The organism is Vibrio sp. R12-SG2-ISO1 (assembly GCF_059834045.1).
Genome location: NZ_JCBDGO010000003.1, coordinates 1 through 19,870, shown reverse-complemented (window position 1 = coordinate 19,870; position 19,870 = coordinate 1). Strand labels below are relative to the sequence as shown.

Here is a 19,870-nt window from a genome sequence, read left to right as displayed (position 1 = left end):
TTGCGCACACGATACACTGATCGCGCCAATATGTGATGAGTCGCTTAAAACCCCACGAAAATTACGGTTAATCTTTGAACTATATCCCTGTTTTCGAGCAAGCCCATTGCTAGCATGGTGAGCAGATAAATAAAAAAATACTTACAAAATCCCTACAAAAATATTCCTATAAGGAGCACCTATGACCGTTATGGAACATACAAAGGCTGCAACACTTGATCTTACCAAGCACGGACTTCACAACGTAAAAGAGGTGGTACGCAACCCCAGTTACGAAATGTTGTTCGCAGAAGAAACTCGCGCGGATCTGGAAGGCTACGAAAAAGGCGTAGTCACCGAACTCGGCGCAGTCGCTGTTGATACCGGGATTTTTACCGGCCGCTCACCAAAAGATAAATACATCGTGAAAGACGCCACCACCGAAGAGCACATGTGGTGGACATCCGACGCGGTGAAAAACGACAACAAACCTATCGATCAAGCGGTCTGGAACGACCTCAAAGCCTTGGTCACCCATCAGCTATCTGGCAAACGCGTGTTTGTGATTGATGGCTACTGCGGCGCCAACCCTGATACGCGCCTCAGTATTCGCGTCATCACTGAAGTGGCGTGGCAAGCCCATTTCGTGAAGAACATGTTCATTCGCCCAAGCGAAGAAGAGTTGGCAACGTTTGAACCCGACTTTGTCGTCATGAACGGCGCGAAGTGCACCAACGATAAATGGCAAGAGCACGGCCTCAACTCAGAGAACTTCACCGTGTTCAACCTCACCGAGCGCATGCAGTTGATCGGCGGTACCTGGTACGGCGGTGAAATGAAGAAAGGCATGTTCGCCATGATGAACTACTTCTTACCATTGAAAGGCATCGCGTCTATGCACTGCAGTGCCAATATGGGTAAAGAAGGCGATGTGGCGATTTTCTTTGGTCTATCTGGTACAGGTAAAACCACACTATCCACCGATCCAAAACGTGCCCTGATCGGTGACGACGAGCACGGCTGGGATGACGATGGCGTGTTCAACTTCGAAGGCGGCTGCTACGCCAAAACCATCAAGCTATCGAAAGAAGCCGAGCCAGATATTTACCACGCCATCCGTCGTGATGCCTTGTTGGAAAATGTCACGGTACGCAATGACGGCTCCATCGATTTTGATGACGGTTCGAAGACTGAAAACACGCGCGTTTCCTACCCTATCGAGCACATCGACAACATCGTTAAACCGGTGTCGAAGGGGGGTCATGCGAACAAAGTGATCTTCCTCTCTGCGGATGCCTTCGGCGTGCTGCCTCCTGTGTCTAAATTGACGCCGGAGCAAACCAAGTACCACTTCTTGTCTGGCTTTACCGCCAAACTTGCGGGTACAGAGCGTGGCATTACCGAGCCAACGCCGACCTTCTCTGCCTGTTTTGGTGCTGCGTTCCTCACGCTTCACCCAACCAAGTATGCAGAAGTGTTGGTCAAACGTATGGAAGCGGCAGGTGCACAAGCCTACCTCGTCAATACCGGCTGGAATGGCAGTGGCAAACGTATCTCAATTCAAGATACGCGCGGCATCATCGACGCCATTTTAGATGGTTCGATTGAACAGGCTGAAACGAAGCACATTCCAATCTTCAACCTCGAAGTGCCGACCTCTTTACCGGGTGTCGACCCTGCGATTTTGGATCCCCGTGATACCTACGTTGATCCGTTGCAGTGGGAAAGCAAAGCCAACGATTTGGCCGAGCGCTTTATCAAGAACTTTGATAAGTACACCGACAACGCCGAAGGTCAATCACTGGTTGCGGCAGGGCCACAACTCAAATAACGTGACCCTTCACCGTTAACTGTCGCCAAGCCCCTCATTTGAGGGGCTTTTTGATTGCCTGTTGAAGCAAAATGTTTCACTCTAAACACAAGGTGACCCCAACGGACTGGACTGTGAAGAAAACACTCAAGTGGTTAATGATCTCAATATTACTGATGGCGATGATGGCTATCGGTGCGCTGTTTGCTGCGTTGCACACGGCCAAAGCGCCGCAAGTGGTCAAGCAGTTGCTTGAGTCCCTGACGCCGTATCAGATCGAGATTGGGTCACTGCGTTACACAGCGCCTTACCAGTTTGAAATGGAGCAAGTCTCCCTGCGCCTTGCCGCTGGAAAGCCCGATTCACTCTCTAGCGATACAGATCATAACCCACCCACGCTCCAGTTGCCCAAACTGACTCTGTGGCTCAGCCAGTGGCCGTGGAAGGAGAGCAAACTCGCCTTCGACGCCGTTTTGATAGAAGAAGCGCGCTTGGATGTCACACAACTGCGCGATTGGTTGAACCCGCTGCGCGATGCTGCGCGTTCCCCTCTGCCCATTCATACCCAGCAACTGGCGTTGAAGCATGTCGATTTGAGCGGTGCCCACTGGTCCGCGCGCGATGTGGATCTGCAAATTCAAGCACCAAGTTGGCAATCCGATACGCAAACAGTACCGTTTGGCGACATTCAACTGGCGGCGAAGCAGCTCTATATTCACGGCGAAGCATTGAATAACCTACTGATTGACGGTCGCTATCGCGCACAAAACAGCACCGTCTATGGTGCCTCGTTTGACTGGAATAACGCGCAACTGTCAGGCCAGGCGGAGCAATACCCGCACGGCTGGTCACTGGTCAATGTGACGTTAACCCATCCAAACCAAAATCAGCCGCTCAACATTGAGCGCCTGCGCCGCAGTCTCGCCGCGGTGACGCTGCCGATTGTTCACATCAACAGCTTAGATATTCTTGGCGCGACCTTGCGCTATCAAGATTGGCAATTGGACAATCTCGATGCCTCGCTGGAAAACCTAGACCTCACCCAATCGCTGTGGCAACAAGACAATGGCTACCTATCACTCAGCGCCGATCGTATCCACAATGGCGAGCTGGCATTGCTCTCACCACTGACCAAAATCACCTTCAGCCAAGGTGAGCTCAATGTTCAGGAGTGGGATGCGGATTTCAAACAGGGGCGGGTGCAGCTGCGCGGTAAGGTCAGCCCAACGCACGTGGCGCTCGATGAGGTCAAACTCAATAACATCAAATGGTTGGAGGATACACAAAGCCTGCTGAATTGGTTTGAGCGTTCGCACTCCACCCTCGACACACTCTCTATCGAACAATTACACATCAACAATGGCCAAGTGATCCAAGTCGAAAAGACGCCCTATTGGCAGCTCAGCGGCCTCAATGTTCGAGGAAAAGGGCTGACCTTGATTCAAGACCACCAGCTTGGACTCTATGCGGGGGAGCTGGAAGTAAGCGCCAACAACGCCAGTTACGACAAGCTGCTGACGACGCAAGCGGTGCTCAATGCGCGCGTGGAGCAAGGCATCGTCTATCTGGATCGCTTTTTTGCGCCGTTGGCCACAGGCTATATTGATGCGAACGGTCACCTCGATAGGCGCACCATCAGCCGTCCTTGGTCGCTCACTTTGCACGGCGATGGCGTGCCGCTAGAGCAAAGCTGGCTTTTGCGCTGGCTGCCCTTTACCTTGAGCGGATTTGCCGAACTCAGCGCCGAGCTGTCAGGATTAGCGGGTGATTACAACATGCTGGCGCACAGCGTGTCGGGCAAAGTGACATTGGCCATGCATCAAGCCAACTTGGAAGCGCACAGCAGTGATGGTGAGCAGCAGTATCAGCTCGCGTTGCCCAGTGATCCGCTCGTCAGCCACGTTGATCGCGGCCGCATTGAACTGAGCGCGCCGTTTGACGCGCCCAGTATTGCCGGTCACATCGATTTGACCAAACCACGCTTTGCCACCTTGCTGATCAAAAGCGAATCTGGCTGTCAGCACCTTTGGTCAGAAGTGTTCAGTCAGACTACTCAGATCTTCGACCGCTGCCCTTAATTAGCGGGTTAAACGGCCAGTTCGCGCCCGGCTTCGCCAAGCATAGTGCGGTAATCAGGCAGCAGCATGTAGGTACCAATAAACTCCACCGCCGCCACATCGCCACTGTAGATGGTGACATGGATGACGATGCGCGCTTTGCGCCCTTGCGCTAAGCGGTCCAAATCGCCGCTGATGCCATCCAGGGAGGTCGACGCCACCGGGTTTTGTACCACAGGGTGGCGATAGCGAATTTGGCTGTCAGCGAGCACGATGTCACCGTGCAAGTTGCGCTCTTTCATCAACAGCCAAGTCATGCCCCAGCCAGTCAGGGTGGCCAACGTAAAGGCGGAGCCTGCAAACAAGGTGTTGTGCGGGTTGAGGTTTGGATTGAGCTGAGAGACGCACTCAAATTGATAACCCGTGTACTGGTTGATCTTAATGCCCATTTTGTCGCTGATCGGGATTTGATGCTCCCAGCGCTCTTGCAGCTCAGTGCACCATTCGGGTTTACGCAGGACATTTGCCATGGGATCGAGCGGCTTGACCATTTGCTGATGGCGCACGGGGCCACGTTCATCCGTCAACTCACCACGGCGCTCAAAGCCGTTTTTCTCATAGAAATCGATCGCGTCCTCACGGGCGTTACACACCAAGCGCTTGGCGCCTTCTTGACGAGCAAGCGACTCGAGCGCGACCAACACCAGTGACCCCATACCCTTGCTACGACGATTGCCTTTGACCGCCATAAAGCGGATCTGACCTTCGTTGTCTGAGGTAATGTATAAGCGCCCAATCGCCATCGGTCGGCCACGGCCATCAACAATCATACGATGGTGGCTCAGCGGATCAAACTCATCGCGTTCAGATCCGATTGGCATCCGCCACGGCTCTCTGAGCATTTGCCAACGAAAATGATAATACTTGTTGAGCTGGTTATCCGTCTTTGGCGTGATTAGCTTAAACATATCTATCCTTGTGTCTGTGTATTTACGCTTGGAGCCAGAAGGTCACTGGGCCATCATTGACCAAAGAGACTTTCATATCCGCGGCAAAGCGTCCTCGCTCTGTGGGCAGTACTTGCTCACACAGATCGGAGAAATAATTATAGAGGCGCTCGGCATCGTGTGGCGCCGCGCCGCGAGAAAAGCCCGCTCGCGTGCCCTTTTTGGTGTCTGCGGGTAAGGTGAACTGCGAGACGACCAACAGCTTACCACCCACTTGCTGGACGTTGAGGTTCATTTTCCCCTCCTCATCGCTGAACACACGATAAGCGGTGACGCGCTCCATCAAGCGCTTGGCTTTGGCTTCGTCGTCGTCTTTTTCGACCCCAAGCAGTACCAATAAGCCATGTTCAATCTCACCCACGACATCGCCATCGACGCGAACGGCCGCTTCACTCACTCTTTGAATCAGCGCTATCACTCTCTTTTCCTTCTGGTTGTGCTGTCTCATCTGGGCGTGAGTGTACCACGGCTAACGTCTGGCTCCACTTCTCCCGCTCACCAAGAGAAGCGGTCACTTCTGCGCCAATCAACACAATCAGCCAGCACAAATAGACCCAAACGAACAAAATCGGAATCGCGGCCAGCGCGCCATAAATCAACTGATAGGAAGGAAACTGGGTAATGTAGAGCGCAAAGCCTTTTTTGCTCGCCTCAAACAGCAGCGCCGCAACAATCGCGCCGATCACCGCATGGGTAAAACGGACCTTTTTATTGGGCACCAACATATAAAGCCCAATAAAGGCGAAAAAGGACAACAAAAACGGCAACCAGCGCAGCATCAAGGTGTAGATACTCGACAAGGTTTCATGCTCGAGGATGTTTAGCGAGGTGACGTAAGAGGTCGCAGCGATACTTGCCCCAACTAGGATAGGGCCGAGTGTGAGCACCATCCAGTACATCGAAAAGGAGAACACCAAACGGCGCTTTTTGCGCACCCTCCAGATGTAGTTGAGGTTCTTATCGATGTTGGAGATCAGCATCAGCGCCGCGACAAATAAGAACGCACTGCCGATCGCCGTCATCTTGCCCGTATTGGTAACAAATTGCAGCAGCGCGTTTTTCACCGCATCGCCCGCCGCAGGGACAAAATGGGTAATGACAAAGTCTTGAATCACCTCGCCTGCGTTCTCAAACACCGCAAACGAGGACAAAATGGACAGTAGCACCGTCAACATGGGCACGATCGACAGCAGCGTAATGTAGGCCAAATACCCCGCATTCACACTGACGCGGTCGTGGTCAATACGCGCAGCGAGGTAGCGCACAAACAGCGCAGCCAGCTTGATGACAGGCTCCAATTTCAACTTGTATCTCCTTGTTTCCTCAGTCATCCTATGACTTTATCAGGATTAACAGTATAACCCTAAACGTGCGCGCCGTGGGGCAATAAGCCAAACTTCTCGCACGCGTGTTCGGTCAGAAAAGGAATTCACTATGCCGCAGTTACTCACCCTTATGCTCTCTCTGCTGACCTTGGTTGGCTGTCAATCCACCTACTATTCAGCGATGGAGCAAGTAGGCTATCACAAACGCGATATCATGATCGATCGGGTCGAAGACGCCAAAACGTCACAGCAAGAGGCGCAGCAAGAGTTCAGCAGTGCGCTTGAAGCGCTCTCGGTACTGACGCAGTTTGATGGCGGTGAGCTGGAAAGCGTCTACGAGCAAATCAACGACAAGTACCAAGCCAGTGAAGAGGCGGCTGAAGAGGTAGCCGCGCGCATTGCCGCGATTGAAGATGTTTCCGAGGCGCTGTTTGATGAGTGGCAAGAGGAGCTGGATCTCTACACCAGCGCGACGCTGCGCCGCTCAAGCGAGCAAAAGCTACGCGAGACCAAAGCCTCTTACCAAACCATGCTCAAGGCGATGAAGCGCGCAGAGAGCAAGATGACCCCGGTACTCAACACGCTGCGTGACAATACGCTCTATCTCAAACACAACCTCAACGCCAGCGCGATCGGTTCTTTGCAGGGTGAATTTACCAACCTAGAGAAAGAGATTCAGTTTGCCATCGCCGAGATGAACGAGGCGATCAGCGAATCCGACAAGTTCTTGCAAACTTTGCAGCAATAGAGCCCTATTCGGTCTTTCTCTCCAAACGATATTTCTGCCCAGAGCCTCTCCCCAAAACGAAAAAAAGCCCCGAGTCACAGACTCGGGGCTCATTAAACGCATTATGCCTTAAGGCGATTACTTCGCTGCGCGAGACGCACGCTTACGGTCACTTTCCGTTAGGAACTTCTTACGAATACGGATGCTTTCCGGCGTCACTTCGACTAGCTCGTCATCATCGATGAACTCTAGCGCTTGCTCAAGCGTCATCTTGATTGGCGGAGTAAGCACCTGTGCGTCATCTGTACCCGATGCACGAACGTTAGTTAGCTGCTTACCTTTCAGTGCGTTTACTGTTAGGTCGTTGTCGCGGCTGTGGATACCAATCACCATGCCTTCGTACACTTCCACACCGTGACCGATGAATAGACGACCACGTTCTTGTAGGTTGAACAGCGCGTTAGTCAGCGCTTTACCCATAGCGTTAGCAATCAGTACACCGTTGACACGTTGACCGATGTTACCGCCTTTGTGTGGCGCGTAGCGATCGAACGTATGGTAAAGAAGACCAGAACCCGACGTTAGCGTCATGAATTCGGTTTGGAAACCAATCAGACCACGAGATGGCATTTCAAAGTCCATACGAACGCGGCCTTTACCATCTGGAGACATGTCTTTCAGCTCACCTTTACGCAGGCCGATGTTCTCCATGATGCCGCCTTGGTGCTCTTCCATCACATCGATCGTTACCGTCTCGAATGGTTCCAATAGCTGACCATTCTCTTCTTTGATGATAACTTCAGGACGCGATACCGCCAGCTCAAAGCCTTCACGACGCATGTTTTCGATCAGGATAGAGAGGTGAAGCTCACCACGGCCTGATACGCGGAATTTGTCTGGATCGTCAGTTTGCTCAACGCGTAGTGCTACGTTGTGGACCAGTTCTTTCTCTAGACGCTCAAGGATGTTACGTGACGTCACGAACTTACCTTCTTTACCCGCGAATGGAGACGTGTTGACTTGGAACGTCATCGTTACTGTTGGCTCATCAACAGACAGTGGTGGTAGCGCTTCTACCGCGTTTTGTGCACAGATGGTGTCAGAGATTTTAAGCTCACCCAGACCTGTGATGGCGATGATATCACCCGCGTTCGCTTGCTCCACTTCGTGACGCTCTAGGCCAAGGTAGCCCATCACTGTGCCAACTTTACCGTTGCGCGTTTTACCGTCTGCACCGATGATCGTGACTTGTTGGTTCGCTTTTACGCTACCACGAGTCACACGAGCCACACCGATAACACCCACGTAAGAGCTGTAGTCTAGCTGAGAAACCTGCATCTGCAGTGGACCATCAAGGTCAACATTTGGCGCATCAACCACATCAACGATGGTTTGGAATAGAGGTTCCATGTTCTCGCCTGTTTCGCCTTCTTCCAGCGTAGCCCAGCCGTTCAGTGCTGACGCGTAGACCACTTTAAAGTCTAGCTGTTCGTCGGTCGCGCCTAGGTTATCAAATAGGTCGAACACTTGGTCCATAACCCAATCAGGACGAGCGCCAGGGCGGTCAATCTTGTTGATGACAACGATAGGCTTTAGGCCGTGTGCGAAGGCTTTTTGCGTCACGAAACGGGTTTGCGGCATCGGGCCGTCTACCGCGTCAACGATCAGTAGCACTGAGTCTACCATCGACATGATACGTTCTACTTCACCACCGAAGTCCGCGTGTCCTGGAGTATCAACGATGTTGATGCGGTAGTCATTCCAGTTGATGGCGGTGTTTTTCGCCAAAATGGTGATGCCGCGCTCTTTCTCGATGTCGTTCGAGTCCATGACTCGCTCTTCCGCTTCACCGCGAGACTCAAGCGTGCCTGATTGCTGGAGCAGTTTGTCAACCAGCGTGGTTTTACCGTGGTCAACGTGCGCGATGATCGCGATATTTCTTAATTTATCAATCTGTGGAGTAGCCATGGATTTGATTCACTCGAATATGAGAAACACGCCGTTTATCTTAGGTGAATAAGGGCCATTGCCTTAATACCTATCAAACCGCGTGCTTACTTGATTAAAAAAACGGCCATAATGTACCAGATTTTCGCAAAAAACCCAGAAATATGTGATCTAGTTCGGCTCTTTTCACCTTTATTCTCTGCTTTTTTCTCACCGGCGTTCCGATATGGCCTCATGTGCCGACGCACTGCGCAGAGCAGGTGAAAAATGCGGATTGACAATTGAGCAAAATCTAGGCTGAATGGTGTTCGGTCTTGAGTCATATTGGTGCATAAAAATTAAATTGCACCAAAACAATGCACTACAAGATCATTTTGGTGCAACAACGTGCACCAAACTTAAGCCCCATCCGCTAATTAATTGAAATTAATGGATTAATTTTTTTGGCATGATTTTGGCTTAGTTTGGATCAGCATCGGTTAATCAAGCGACACGGAATTAATCAATGCTGGATTTTTCCAAATCGAGTCATTCACGCTTTATCAACACTGGAGGTTTTCCAAGATGTCAGTAGAAAATGTTCTATCGCTGATCCAAGAGAACGAAGTTAAGTTCGTTGACCTACGTTTCACAGATACAAAGGGTAAAGAGCAACACATCTCTATCCCGGCTCACCAAATTGATGCGGACTTCTTCGAAGAAGGCAAAATGTTTGACGGTTCTTCTGTTGCTGGCTGGAAAGGCATCAACGAGTCAGACATGGTGATGATGCCAGACGCAACAAGCGCTGTACTTGACCCATTTACCGAAGATGCGACTCTGAACATTCGTTGTGACATCCTAGAGCCTGCAACCATGCAAGGCTACGATCGCGACCCACGCTCTATCGCAAAACGCGCGGAAGACTTCATGCGTTCAACAGGTATTGCTGACACAGTACTTATCGGTCCTGAGCCAGAATTCTTCCTGTTTGATGACGTAAAATTTGCGACTGACATGTCAGGCTCATTCTACAAAATCGACGATGTAGAAGCGTCTTGGAACACAGGTGCTGATTACGAAGAAGGCAACAAAGGCCACCGTCCTGGTGTGAAAGGCGGTTACTTCCCAGTTGCGCCAGTTGACTCTTCTCAAGACATCCGTAGCGCCATGTGTTTGATCATGGAAGAGATGGGTTTGGTTGTTGAAGCGCACCACCACGAAGTGGCAACTGCGGGTCAAAACGAAATCGCAACTCGTTTCAACACATTGACAAACAAAGCTGACGAAATCCAAATCTACAAGTACGTTGTACACAACGTTGCTCACGCATTTGGTAAAACAGCGACCTTCATGCCTAAGCCACTAGTGGGTGACAACGGTAGCGGTATGCACGTTCACCAATCTCTAGCGAAAGACGGTGTGAACCTATTTGCTGGCGACAAGTACGGCGGTCTATCTGAAACTGCGCTTTACTACATTGGCGGTATCATCAAGCACGCTCGCGCAATCAACGCATTTGCTAACCCGTCAACTAACTCGTACAAGCGTCTTGTCCCAGGCTTTGAAGCACCTGTTATGCTCGCTTACTCAGCGCGTAACCGCTCTGCATCAATCCGTATCCCTGTGGTACCAAGCCCTAAAGCGCGTCGTATCGAAGTACGCTTCGGTGACCCAGCAGCGAACCCATACCTATGTTTCGCAGCAATGCTGATGGCTGGTCTTGACGGTATCAAGAACAAGATCCACCCAGGCGAAGCAATGGACAAAGACTTGTACGATCTACCAGCTGAAGAAGCAGCAGAAATCCCAACTGTTGCCTACTCACTGAAAGACGCATTAGAAGAGCTGGATGCAGACCGTGAGTTCTTGACAGCAGGTGGTGTATTCTCTGACGACTTCATCGACTCTTACATCGGCCTAAAAGCGCAAGATGTAGAGAAAGTGAACATGACAACGCACCCACTAGAATTCGAACTTTACTACTCAGTATAAGTCTCGGTATAAAAAATCTAGTCGCGACGTTTCGTCACGTTACATAATTCTAAGGCTCGCCTCGCAGGCGAGCTTTTTTTATCTGTGCACATTGCCACTCTTGACTACTATGGGTTCACACCGTCAACGTGAGAGCTTAAGTATGATACCTCTAGCCCCTTTCACTGCGTTCATCTTACTGAGTTTATCCTTTGTAAGCCTGCCGCTTTGTCACGCCCAGACTGTCTACACTTGGGTCGATGATGAGGGGGTACGCCACTTCAGTGATTCACCCGGTCATGAGCGGGCAAGCGCGTTAACCTTGCCTGACGTCGACTCCCCGCCGCCCCAGCCGGAATTTGATTCCGCCCAGCCAGTACTAAGAACAGACCATTCCAACGCACAAGCAGACGCGCGCAGCCAAGAAGACGCAATCGCCCCTTCGGAGCATGCCGCGACATCTTTGCAAGTGAGTACGCCTTTGCAAGTGACGATTATCTCACCCAGTGACGATCAAGCCGTGCGCAGCAACAGCGGCCGTTTGACGATTCAAGGCGAAGCCAACCGAAAACTGGCGATTGGCGAGCAGTTTCAACTGTTGATGAACGGTCAACCCTTCGATGCGCCAACACACCGCCCAAACTGGTCCTTGACCAATGTGGACAGAGGCTCACACTCTTTTATTATTCAAGCCTTTAGAGACGGCAAGCTTATTGCATCTTCCAACCCTATTACGGTGCATCTACAGAGAGTCAGTACCGCTGCGGCGCCGAGCTCGCCCTAAGCCCATAAAATCAAGCTTTTGAGCTTTTACTCTCTCTGGGATTGCGCCATACTTGGGTGTTGCAATGCACCATTTTTGTGCATTGCACTATTCAGGTTCACGGAAGAGGGTAAACCGAGTGGAAAGTGGATTAAACGACATCATCTTGAATCATCAAGTGACCGCGATACTCATCATGAACGAGTCGCTTCAGGTTCGCTACGCCAACCCTGCTGCCGAGCAACTCTTTGCCCAGAGCATGAAACGCATTGTGGGCCAACCACTCTCTCACTTGGTTCAGCACGCTTCGATGGATCTCGCCTTGTTGTCGCAGCCCCTGCAAAGTGGTCAAAGCATTACCGACAGTGACGTGACCTTTGTCGTTGATGGCAAACCGCTGATGTTGGAAGTCACCGTCAGCCCAATCTCTTGGGAAAAGAAACTGATGCTGCTGGTTGAGATGCGTAAGATTGGTCAACAGCGCCGCTTATCACAAGAGTTGAATCAGCATGCGCAGCAGCAAGCCGCTAAACTCTTGGTGCGTGGCCTTGCGCACGAGATCAAAAACCCACTGGGCGGCTTGCGTGGTGCCGCTCAATTGCTCGAGCGCACCTTGCCCGATCCGACACTGACCGAATACACCCACATCATCATCGAGCAAGCGGATCGCCTGCGCGCCTTAGTCGACCGACTGCTTGGCCCGCAGAAACCGGGCAAAAAGCAGCTCGAAAACTTACACCTCATTTTGGAAAAAGTCCGTCAGTTGGTGGATCTTGAAGTCAATCAGCGTATCGAGATAGAACGCGACTACGACCCAAGTTTGCCGGAAATTTTGATGGACGCCGACCAGATTGAGCAGGCACTGCTCAATATCGTGAGTAATGCCGGACAGATTTTGTCATCGCAAGACAATGGCAAGATCACCATTCGCACCAGAACGGTGCACCAAACCAATATCCATGGCCAGCGCTGCAAACTGGCAGCGCGCATTGAAGTGATTGATAACGGCCCCGGCATTCCATCTGAACTGCAAGATACGCTGTTTTACCCCATGGTCAGCGGCAGAGACGGCGGAACGGGTCTAGGATTATCCATCGCGCAGAACCTTATCGATCAACATCAAGGCAAAATCGATGTCGAAAGCTGGCCAGGAAGAACCACATTTACGATTTATCTGCCCATTTAAGGTAGAGATTTATTTGCTGCCCGACGTCAAAGGCGAAGGGAAAGACTGTCATTTGGCGATGCTGTGAGGAAAGGAAGTTATGAGTAAAGGATACGTCTGGGTTGTCGATGATGACAGCTCGATTCGTTGGGTAATGGAGAAGACCTTATCGTCGGCCAATATTAAATGCGAAACTTTCGCGGATGCTGAGAGTGTCTTAATGGCTCTTGAGCGCGAGTCACCCGATGTATTGGTGTCAGATATTCGCATGCCGGGCATTGATGGCATTCAGCTACTCAAGCAGGTTCACGAGGCCTCACCTGACCTGCCTGTTATCATCATGACAGCGCACTCTGATCTGGATGCCGCGGTCAACGCCTACCAGAAAGGGGCGTTTGAATACCTGCCGAAACCCTTTGATGTCGACGAAACCCTCACCTTAGTGGAGCGTGCGATTACGCACAGCCACGAGCAAAAGCGTGAGCACGCCACCGCCGACCATGACACCTACAGCCCGCCAGAAATCATCGGTGAAGCACCGGCGATGCAAGAGGTATTTCGCGCCATCGGCCGCCTATCACGCTCGTCCATTTCGGTGCTGATTAATGGCGAGTCCGGTACCGGTAAAGAGCTGGTAGCACACGCACTGCACCGTCATAGCCCTCGAGCGAGTAAACCGTTTATTGCCCTCAACATGGCCGCGATTCCCAAAGACTTGATTGAATCGGAGCTGTTTGGCCATGAAAAAGGGGCGTTCACCGGCGCCAACAACGTGCGTCAAGGCCGCTTTGAACAAGCCAATGGGGGAACCCTGTTTCTGGATGAGATTGGTGACATGCCGCTCGATATTCAGACGCGTTTGCTGCGTGTCTTGGCCGATGGTCAGTTCTATCGCGTTGGCGGCCACTCGCCAATCAAAGTGGATGTGCGTATCGTTGCGGCGACCCATCAAAACTTAGAGAAACTGGTTCATGAGAACAAATTCCGCGAAGATTTGTTCCACCGCCTGAATGTCATCCGCATCAAGATTCCGTCACTGCGCGAACGCAAACAAGACATTGAAAAACTGACGCTGCACTTCTTAGCACTGGCCGCCGAAGAGCTGGGCGTAGACGTGAAGACACTGCATCCGACCACAGTAGACACCTTAAACCGCCTCGATTGGCCGGGTAACGTGCGCCAGCTAGAGAACGTCTGTCGCTGGCTGACCGTGATGGCCAGTGGCAGTGAAGTGTTGCCCAACGATTTGCCGACGCAGTTACTGCAAGACAGCCATACGACGCAAAGCAGTGGCGAAGGAAACTGGCAGCAGCAACTGTCGAGCTGGGCGCGAGACGCACTCTCCAAAGGCGACTCCGAGCTACTCTCCTACGCACTTCCTGAATTTGAACGTATACTTTTAGAAGCAGCACTTGAGCATACTAACGGCCATAAGCAGGATGCCGCAAAGCTCCTTGGTTGGGGGCGCAATACACTTACCCGCAAACTGAAAGAGCTTTACTGATTGTATTTAAAGAGAAAATCGAGGTGCAACCCTTTGCATGACAAGGATCCAAGGTCTCGATTTTTCTCTGATTTTTTCCTCGCTCGACCGTTTTAAAGCCGATAAGATGACTTAACGCACACGCAAGAATCCGGACTTTATGGCGACGACACAAATCACTCTAAGAACCGCAGTTGTTCTCCCATTCGTGATGATCTTTATCATCACACTGGGTGTGATTATCGCGGTGCAAAAAAGCAGTTATGAAGACATGGTCGTCAACGTCAGCGACAAGGCGCTCTCGTCACTGACCGATAACGTCACCTTAGAGCTCAATCACTTTCTCAGTCCCGCCTTTGATGCCAGTCTAGCGATCAGCCACACCATCGGCTTTGGTGAGCTCTATCGCCCTGATGATATGCGCCAAATCGAAGCGTATCTGCGCAGCAGCTTTTCGGACCTCTATCGCTCGATCCCTAATTTGGATGCGATTGGTTTTGGTGGTGAAGGCGCTGAATATGTCGGTTATCGCCGCGAAGCCAATCAAGGGCTGACCTTGATGCTAAAAGACCGCCGCACTTTAGACAAACTGGTGATTTATCGCGGTCAACAGGTCTCTGGCGAAGTGCGCTCCGTCATCGATAACTATGACCCACGTGTGCGCCCTTGGTACACGCCAATCGCAGACAATCAACATGGTGCCTGGTCGTCCATTTACGCCAATGCCGATGAGCGGCAAGAGATCACTCTGACCGCACTCACGCCCGTGTTTACTGAAGAAAAGTTTGTCGGCGTGGTGGGCGCCGATCTGAAAATCGACACGTTTAATGCTTTCTTGCGTAAGCAGCGCGATAAGAACAGCGTGATTATTTACATTACGGATGCCGAGCAGCGTTTAGTCGCCCATTCCACCGAAGGGAGCGTCGTCTCTTGGGGGACCACGCAGAGCAAAAAAGGTGACCGCCTGCTTGCCATCGAGAGTGGTCATCCGGTGGTTAAAGCCAGTGCCTTGCACGCCAGCGAGGCCAACCTATTCCAGCAAGGACGTTTCGAGCAGCAGCAATATTATCGTTTCCCACTCTCGCTCAGCGGCAAACGTTACTTCAACCATATTACGCCCTACACCGACTCGCATGGTTTGACCTGGTATATCGGCGTCGCCATCGCTGAGCAAGACTTGCTGGGCGATTTAGCACAAAGTCAGCGCAACGGTTGGTTAACGGGTTTATTAGTCAGCGTCTTGGGGGTCCTCGTCTGCCTTATCGCGCTGAACAAAGTGGTCAAACCCATCACCTCAACCGCTGATGCCGCCAAGCATCTTGCCAAAGGCGATTGGGATAGCCACATGCCTAAGCCTGGCCATATTTATGAAACCAATCTCTTGGTGTTCGCGTTTAACGAAATGGCCAACAATCTCAAAGCCTCTTTCAAAGCCTTAAAATCGCAACTGCTGTACGACTCGCTGACTCGCTTATACAGCCGCGAAGGGCTGGTCGATACCTGTGATAGCCTAAGAAAGCTCGAGGGGACCCTGCTGTTGGTCGGGATCAACAAATTCCGTGATATCAATGACAGCCTCGGCCACCTGCAAGGCGATCAACTGCTGGCGATCATTGCAGAGCGGCTGAAAACACGGTTTGAACAAAACAGCTATTTGGCGCGCATCGGGGGCGATGAGTTTGCGATTTATATTCCAGCTCATCGCGACAACGAGCCGGCGCACGTCTACGCCAACCAAGTGTTGCAGATGTTTGCCTCGCCGTTTTCCATGGCGAGTGAAAATGTGGTGGTCAATGTCTCCGTCGGGGTTGTGGAAGAAGGGCCGAGCCACAACATGACCCTGTGGCTGAGAAACGGCAGTATTGCCCTGAGTAACGCTAAGCAAGAGCCGTCCAACATCAGTTACTACAAACCTGAGATGGCGGATATTTCGCGTAAACGCACACTGATGCAAGCGAAGATCCAATCCGGCGTGGAGAAGCAAGAGTTTTTGCCTTTCTATCAACCGATCGTCGATTTAGCCAGTGGCAAGGTGGTCGGCGCCGAAGCGCTAGCACGTTGGCAATCCGCAGACTCTGGGCTTATCTCTCCTCTGGAGTTCATCCCTATCGCAGAAGAGAGCGGACTGATTGGCGCCATCGGTGAGACCATTTTGCGTCAAGCGTGTAACGACACGGTGAAGGGGATGCAAGAAGGCAAATGGGATGAGGATTTCCATATCCACGTCAATTTGTCGGTTAAACAACTGTCGAATGTCGATTTGATTGCCTCACTCAAGCGCATCCTTGATGAGTCCGGACTCGATGCTGATAACCTGACGTTGGAAATCACCGAGTCCCGAATTGTCGATAATGACCCAGTGATCATCAAAAACATGCGGGCCATTCGCGATCTTGGTGTCCACATCGCCATCGATGATTTTGGTACGGGTTACAGCTCACTGGCGTATTTGCACAAGCTGCCGTTCGATTGTCTAAAGATCGACCGCACCTTTGTCAACAAAATGCGCCCAGAGCAGCTCGATACGTCGATCGTCGCTGCGATTGTCAACATGACCAAAAGCATGAAAGTGGAACTGGTTGCCGAAGGGATCGAGACCCAAGAGCAAGCGCAGATGCTCACCTCCCTCGCCTGCCCATTAGGTCAAGGCTTCCTCTACAGCCGCCCCATTACCTATCAGGATTGGCCAACAGATCTGGTTAACATGAAGCGATAATCAGCACATCGGGTCGATTTTGCGCGCTTATCCTACTGACACTCACATCATTGGCTCTTATACTTAGCTCAAATTAGACCCATTGGATCCGTCATAATGATAACGAAAAATCTCCCGCTTACCGATTTGCACCGTCACCTTGACGGCAATATTCGCACTCAAACGATTTTAGAACTGGGCCAGAAGTTTGGCGTCGCCTTGCCCGCGTATGATGTGGCATCGTTAACCCCCCACGTCCAAATTGTGGAAGCAGAGCCTTCATTGGTTGCCTTTTTGTCCAAGCTTGATTGGGGTGTAGCGGTCTTGGGTGATCTCGACGCGTGTCGCCGAGTCGCCTACGAAAACGTGGAAGACGCTCTGAATGCTCGTATTGACTATGCCGAACTGCGTTTCTCTCCTTACTACATGGCGATGAAACACAAACTGCCCGTGGCTGGTGTGGTGGAAGCCGTCGTCGATGGTGTAAAAGCGGGTGTGCGAGATTTTGGCATTCAAGCCAATCTGATTGGGATCATGAGCCGCACTTTTGGCACCGATGCCTGCCAGCAAGAGTTGGATGCGATTTTGACGCAAAAAGATCACATTGTCGCCGTTGACCTCGCTGGTGATGAACTCGGCCAACCCGGTGATCGCTTCGTGAAGCACTTTAAGCAAGTGAAGGATGCGGGCCTCAACGTCACGGTTCACGCTGGCGAAGCGGCGGGAGCAGAAAGCATGTGGCAAGCAATTAACCAACTTGGTGCGACGCGTATTGGCCACGGTGTAAAAGCCATCCACGATCCGAAATTGATGGATTATCTCGCTGAGCAGCGCATTGGCATTGAGTCCTGCCTGACGTCTAATATCCAAACCAGTACCGTGGATTCATTGGCCAACCACCCAATTAAGACCTTCCTTGAACATGGCGTGCTAGCTTGTCTCAACACCGACGATCCTGCTGTTGAGGGCATCGAGCTTCCTTATGAGTATGAGGTTGCCGCGCCGCAAGCAGGCTTATCAGCAGAGCACATCCGTCAAGCTCAGATCAATGGTTTAGAGTTGGCCTTTTTGTCCGAAGCCGACAAACAAGCCCTGAGAGAGAAAGTCGCCCAGCGCGTCTAGGCCGCACCTGGCCGGTCGCAACTAGCCGACCGCAACTAGCCGACCGCATCTAGCCGACCGCATCTAGCCAGCCATAGTGCTGGCTTTTTTGTATTTGGCGTTTGTGGGTATCGTTTTTGAGGGGAAAGGTCAAGGACAGGTAGTTTGCAGCGACTCGAAAAACACATGATGGTGATAGTCGCAGTCGGTAGATATAGATTTGAAAAAATAGATATGCGCAGATATAAAAAAAGCCTCGCTATCACTAGCGAGGCTTTCAATGGTGGCGGAGAGATAGGGATTTGAACCCTAGATACGCTATTAACGTATGCCGGTTTTCAAGACCGGTGCTTTCAACCACTCAGCCATCTCTCCACAAATTGTTTAATCAAAGTCTTACTCACCCTTAAAGGTCGCTTTGATTAGGAAATTGTTTCTGTAACGCCGCAGATTTTGGTGTGATAAGCGCAATGTGCAATCGCACATGAGCATCACAGTAGCAAAAGATGCAAGTTACTGGAACAATTTACAATCGAAGCCTGGCGATGTCCTACTCTCACATGGGGAAGCCCCACACTACCATCGGCGCTAATTCGTTTCACTTCTGAGTTCGGCATGGAATCAGGTGGGTCCAAATCGCTATGGTCGCCAAGCAAATTTTGTTTAAGTTCCTAGAAGCTAGTGCCTAGTTCCTAGAACTTAATAATTCGGAAAGCTGTCATTCTCTAGCAACTAGTCACTCGTCTCTAGTCACTTTTTATACACATTCAATGTTCTTTCATTGAGTCCATCAAAACCCTTTGGGTGTTGTATGGTTAAGCCTCACGGGCAATTAGTACAGGTTAGCTCAACGCCTCACAGCGCTTACACACCCTGCCTATCAACGTTCTAGTCTCGAACAACCCTTAAGGGCACTTAAAGTGCCAGGGAAGACTCATCTCAGGGCTCGCTTCCCGCTTAGATGCTTTCAGCGGTTATCGATTCCGAACTTAGCTACCGGGCAATGCGATTGGCATCACAACCCGAACACCAGAGGTTCGTCCACTCCGGTCCTCTCGTACTAGGAGCAGCCCCCTTCAATCTTCCAACGCCCACGGCAGATAGGGACCGAACTGTCTCACGACGTTCTAAACCCAGCTCGCGTACCACTTTAAATGGCGAACAGCCATACCCTTGGGACCGACTTCAGCCCCAGGATGTGATGAGCCGACATCGAGGTGCCAAACACCGCCGTCGATATGAACTCTTGGGCGGTATCAGCCTGTTATCCCCGGAGTACCTTTTATCCGTTGAGCGATGGCCCTTCCATTCAGAACCACCGGATCACTATGACCTGCTTTCGCACCTGCTCGAATTGTCATTCTCGCAGTCAAGCGGGCTTATGCCATTGCACTAACCTCACGATGTCCAACCGTGATTAGCCCACCTTCGTGCTCCTCCGTTACTCTTTGGGAGGAGACCGCCCCAGTCAAACTACCCACCAGGCACTGTCCTCACCCCGGATAACGGGGCTAAGTTAGAACATCAAACATACAAGGGTGGTATTTCAAGGTCGGCTCCACAGATACTGGCGTACCTGCTTCAAAGCCTCCCACCTATCCTACACATGTAGGCTCAATGTTCAGTGCCAAGCTGTAGTAAAGGTTCACGGGGTCTTTCCGTCTAGCCGCGGGTACACTGCATCTTCACAGCGATTTCAATTTCACTGAGTCTCGGGTGGAGACAGCGTGGCCATCATTACGCCATTCGTGCAGGTCGGAACTTACCCGACAAGGAATTTCGCTACCTTAGGACCGTTATAGTTACGGCCGCCGTTTACCGGGGCTTCGATCAAGAGCTTCGACCGAAGTCTAACCCC

General features: G+C 51.4%; 13 protein-coding genes, 1 tRNA gene and 2 rRNA genes. 9 read left to right on the top strand and 7 right to left on the bottom strand.

The window, feature by feature from the left end; all coding sequences use genetic code 11:
* The first annotated feature begins 181 nt into the window (after nucleotides 1–181).
* Both pckA and AC6R10_RS03815 read left to right on the top strand, forming a co-directional pair.
* A complete protein-coding gene (pckA, locus tag AC6R10_RS03820; RefSeq protein ID WP_500671497.1) occupies nucleotides 182–1,810 on the top strand; it encodes a phosphoenolpyruvate carboxykinase (ATP) in 1,629 nt (542 codons plus the stop codon).
* A gap of 113 nt (nucleotides 1,811–1,923) precedes the next feature.
* A complete protein-coding gene (locus AC6R10_RS03815) occupies nucleotides 1,924–3,867 on the top strand; it encodes an AsmA family protein (RefSeq protein ID WP_500671496.1) in 1,944 nt (647 codons plus the stop codon).
* 8 nt (nucleotides 3,868–3,875) lie between these two features.
* Here AC6R10_RS03815 and AC6R10_RS03810 read toward each other — a convergent pair whose 3' ends face one another.
* Genes AC6R10_RS03810 through AC6R10_RS03800 form a run of 3 tightly spaced genes read right to left on the bottom strand, consistent with a single transcriptional unit; the run spans nucleotide 3,876 to nucleotide 6,184 of the window.
* Nucleotides 3,876–4,814, bottom strand: coding sequence for a bifunctional GNAT family N-acetyltransferase/hotdog fold thioesterase (locus AC6R10_RS03810; RefSeq protein WP_500628046.1), 939 nt, complete (start codon nucleotides 4,812–4,814; stop codon nucleotides 3,876–3,878).
* Between the two features lie 22 nt (nucleotides 4,815–4,836).
* Entirely contained in the window at nucleotides 4,837–5,271 is a 435-nt protein-coding gene (gene dtd / locus AC6R10_RS03805; protein ID WP_334554950.1) for a D-aminoacyl-tRNA deacylase, read from the bottom strand.
* Nucleotides 5,243–6,184, bottom strand: a complete 942-nt coding sequence (locus AC6R10_RS03800; RefSeq protein WP_500671495.1) for a virulence factor BrkB family protein — start codon at nucleotides 6,182–6,184, stop codon at nucleotides 5,243–5,245. Before AC6R10_RS03800 ends, dtd begins: the two co-directional genes overlap by 29 nt.
* A 103-nt stretch (nucleotides 6,185–6,287) precedes the next feature.
* Here AC6R10_RS03800 and AC6R10_RS03795 point away from each other — a divergent pair, with 103 nt between their 5' ends.
* Nucleotides 6,288–6,926 (top strand): DUF2959 domain-containing protein, encoded by a 639-nt coding sequence (locus tag AC6R10_RS03795; RefSeq protein ID WP_500671494.1) that lies wholly within the window; start codon nucleotides 6,288–6,290, stop codon nucleotides 6,924–6,926.
* A 117-nt stretch (nucleotides 6,927–7,043) separates the two neighbouring features.
* Here AC6R10_RS03795 and typA read toward each other — a convergent pair whose 3' ends face one another.
* Entirely contained in the window at nucleotides 7,044–8,873 is a 1,830-nt protein-coding gene (gene typA, locus AC6R10_RS03790) for a translational GTPase TypA (protein ID WP_500671493.1), read from the bottom strand.
* A gap of 543 nt (nucleotides 8,874–9,416) precedes the next feature.
* Between typA and glnA the strand changes: the two genes are divergently transcribed.
* The 6 genes from glnA (at nucleotide 9,417) to add (ending at nucleotide 18,033) form a co-directional block, all read left to right on the top strand.
* On the top strand, nucleotides 9,417–10,826 hold the full coding sequence (gene glnA, locus AC6R10_RS03785) for a glutamate--ammonia ligase (protein ID WP_334554959.1): 1,410 nt from the start codon (nucleotides 9,417–9,419) through the stop codon (nucleotides 10,824–10,826).
* Between the two features lie 142 nt (nucleotides 10,827–10,968).
* Nucleotides 10,969–11,589, top strand: a complete 621-nt coding sequence (locus tag AC6R10_RS03780) for a DUF4124 domain-containing protein (RefSeq protein WP_500671492.1) — start codon at nucleotides 10,969–10,971, stop codon at nucleotides 11,587–11,589.
* Nucleotides 11,590–11,707: 118 nt separating this feature from the next.
* Nucleotides 11,708–12,754 carry a nitrogen regulation protein NR(II) gene (gene glnL, locus AC6R10_RS03775; protein WP_334554963.1) on the top strand — a complete coding sequence of 349 codons (1,047 nt, stop codon included), beginning with the start codon at nucleotides 11,708–11,710 and terminating at the stop codon, nucleotides 12,752–12,754.
* A 79-nt stretch (nucleotides 12,755–12,833) separates the two neighbouring features.
* A complete protein-coding gene (glnG, locus tag AC6R10_RS03770) occupies nucleotides 12,834–14,237 on the top strand; it encodes a nitrogen regulation protein NR(I) (RefSeq protein ID WP_334554965.1) in 1,404 nt (467 codons plus the stop codon).
* Between the two features lie 139 nt (nucleotides 14,238–14,376).
* The gene (gene gepA / locus AC6R10_RS03765; protein WP_500671491.1) at nucleotides 14,377–16,932 is read left to right on the top strand and encodes a phosphodiesterase GepA; all 2,556 of its coding nucleotides are present in this window, start codon (nucleotides 14,377–14,379) and stop codon (nucleotides 16,930–16,932) included.
* A gap of 96 nt (nucleotides 16,933–17,028) precedes the next feature.
* Entirely contained in the window at nucleotides 17,029–18,033 is a 1,005-nt protein-coding gene (gene add, locus AC6R10_RS03760) for an adenosine deaminase (RefSeq protein WP_500671490.1), read from the top strand.
* 263 nt (nucleotides 18,034–18,296) lie between these two features.
* On the opposite strand, the gene AC6R10_RS03755 is transcribed toward add, so the two are convergent.
* From AC6R10_RS03755 to AC6R10_RS03745, 3 genes are all read right to left on the bottom strand, one after another.
* A tRNA-Ser gene (locus AC6R10_RS03755) sits at nucleotides 18,297–18,387 on the bottom strand.
* Nucleotides 18,388–18,549: 162 nt separating this feature from the next.
* A 5S ribosomal RNA gene (gene rrf / locus AC6R10_RS03750) occupies nucleotides 18,550–18,665 on the bottom strand.
* Between the two features lie 158 nt (nucleotides 18,666–18,823).
* Nucleotides 18,824–19,870, bottom strand: a 23S ribosomal RNA gene (locus AC6R10_RS03745); the annotation flags it as partial.